General features: G+C 49.5%; 1 rRNA gene. It reads right to left on the bottom strand.

Features of this window, described 5'->3' with window-relative positions:
• Positions 1-1,932 (bottom strand): 23S ribosomal RNA (locus GQS54_RS22815); the annotation flags it as partial.
• Positions 1,933-2,075 lie beyond the last annotated feature (143 nt).

Raw genomic sequence — 2,075 nt, forward strand, 5'->3', positions numbered from 1 at the left:
ACCCGACAAGGAATTTCGCTACCTTAGGACCGTTATAGTTACGGCCGCCGTTTACCGGGGCTTCGATCAAGAGCTTCGCTTGCGCTAACCCCATCAATTAACCTTCCGGCACCGGGCAGGTGTCACACCGTATACGTCATCTTTCGATTTAGCACAGTGCTGTGTTTTTAATAAACAGTCCCAGCCACCTTTTCACTGCGGCCCCCATTCGCTCATGAAGCAAGTTCAATCACAAACAGGGGCGTACCTTCTCCCGAAGTTACGGTACGATTTTGCCGAGTTCCTTCACCCGAGTTCTCTCAAGCGCCTTAGTATTCTCTACCTGACCACCTGTGTCGGTTTGGGGTACGGTTCGATATATCATAAGTTTAGAGGCTTTTCCTGGAAGCAGGGTATTTGCAACTTCAATTCCGTAGAATCTCGTCTCGTGTCTCAGGCATGTAGAATCCCGGATTTACCTAAGATTCAACCCTACACACTTTCACATAGACAACCAACGCTATGCTTGCATAACCTTCTCCGTCCCCCCATCACTGATATACCAAGTACGGAAATATTAATCCGTTTCCCATCGACTACGCATTTCTGCCTCGCCTTAGGGGCCGACTTACCCTGCCCTGATTAGCATGGGACAGGAAACCTTGGTCTTCCGGCGTGGGAGTTTTTCACTCCCATTATCGTTACTCATGTCAGCATTCGCACTTGTGATATGTCCAGCAAACCTCTCAGTTCACCTTCAGCCACTTACACAACGCTCCCCTACCACGCAAAGTAAACTTTGCGTCCGCAGCTTCGGTATATTGCTTAGCCCCGTTACATCTTCCGCGCAGGCCGACTCGACTAGTGAGCTATTACGCTTTCTTTAAAGGGTGGCTGCTTCTAAGCCAACCTCCTAGCTGTCTTAGCCTTCCCACATCGTTTCCCACTTAGCAATAATTTTGGGACCTTAGCTGGCGGTCTGGGTTGTTTCCCTCTTCACGACGGACGTTAGCACCCGCCGTGTGTCTCCCGGATAGTACTCACTGGTATTCGGAGTTTGCAAAGGGTTGGTAAGTCGGGATGACCCCCTAGCCTTAACAGTGCTCTACCCCCAGTGGTATTCGTCCGAGGCGCTACCTAAATAGCTTTCGGGGAGAACCAGCTATCTCCCGGTTTGATTGGCCTTTCACCCCCAGCCACAAGTCATCCGCTAACTTTTCAACGTTAGTCGGTTCGGTCCTCCAGTTGATGTTACTCAACCTTCAACCTGCCCATGGCTAGATCACCGGGTTTCGGGTCTATACCTTGCAACTAAAACGCGCAGTTAACACTCGCTTTCGCTACGGCTCCCCTATTCGGTTAACCTCGCTACAAAATATAAGTCGCTGACCCATTATACAAAAGGTACGCAGTCACAGAACAAGTCTGCTCCTACTGCTTGTACGTATACGGTTTCAGGTTCTATTTCACTCCCCTCACAGGGGTTCTTTTCGCCTTTCCCTCACGGTACTAGTTCACTATCGGTCAGTTAGGAGTATTTAGCCTTGGAGGATGGTCCCCCCATGTTCAGTCAAGATAACTCGTGTCCCGACCTACTCGATTTCACTTAAAATTCGCGTTCGTGTACAGGGCTATCACCTTGTATCGCTGTGCTTTCCAACACATTCCACTCGCTTGTAATTAGCTTAAGGGCTAATCCCCGTTCGCTCGCCGCTACTAGGGGAATCTCGGTTGATTTCTTTTCCTAAGGGTACTTAGATGTTTCAGTTCCCCTCGTTTGCCTCGTACAGCTATGTATTCACTGTACGATACCGCCGAAGCGGTGGGTTTCCCCATTCGGATATTTGTGGATCAAAGCATTTTGTCGGCTCCCCACAACTTTTCGCAGACTTACACGTCCTTCATCGCCTCTAACTGCCTAGGCATCCACCGTATACGCTTAGTCACTTAACCATACAACCCCAAATAACCTTTTTTCTTGCTGCTGCCTTACTCGCTATGCTTCACCTTCATTCCTTGCTCACTCAGGCATGTGGCGGACCACACTTCTTCGTTCGCTCGTCAGTCGGTTCGACTAGCAATCAATGCATTGCAAC

Origin of the sequence: Paraglaciecola sp. 20A4 (assembly GCF_011378905.1) — a bacterium.
Classification (GTDB): Bacteria; Pseudomonadota; Gammaproteobacteria; order Enterobacterales; family Alteromonadaceae; genus Paraglaciecola.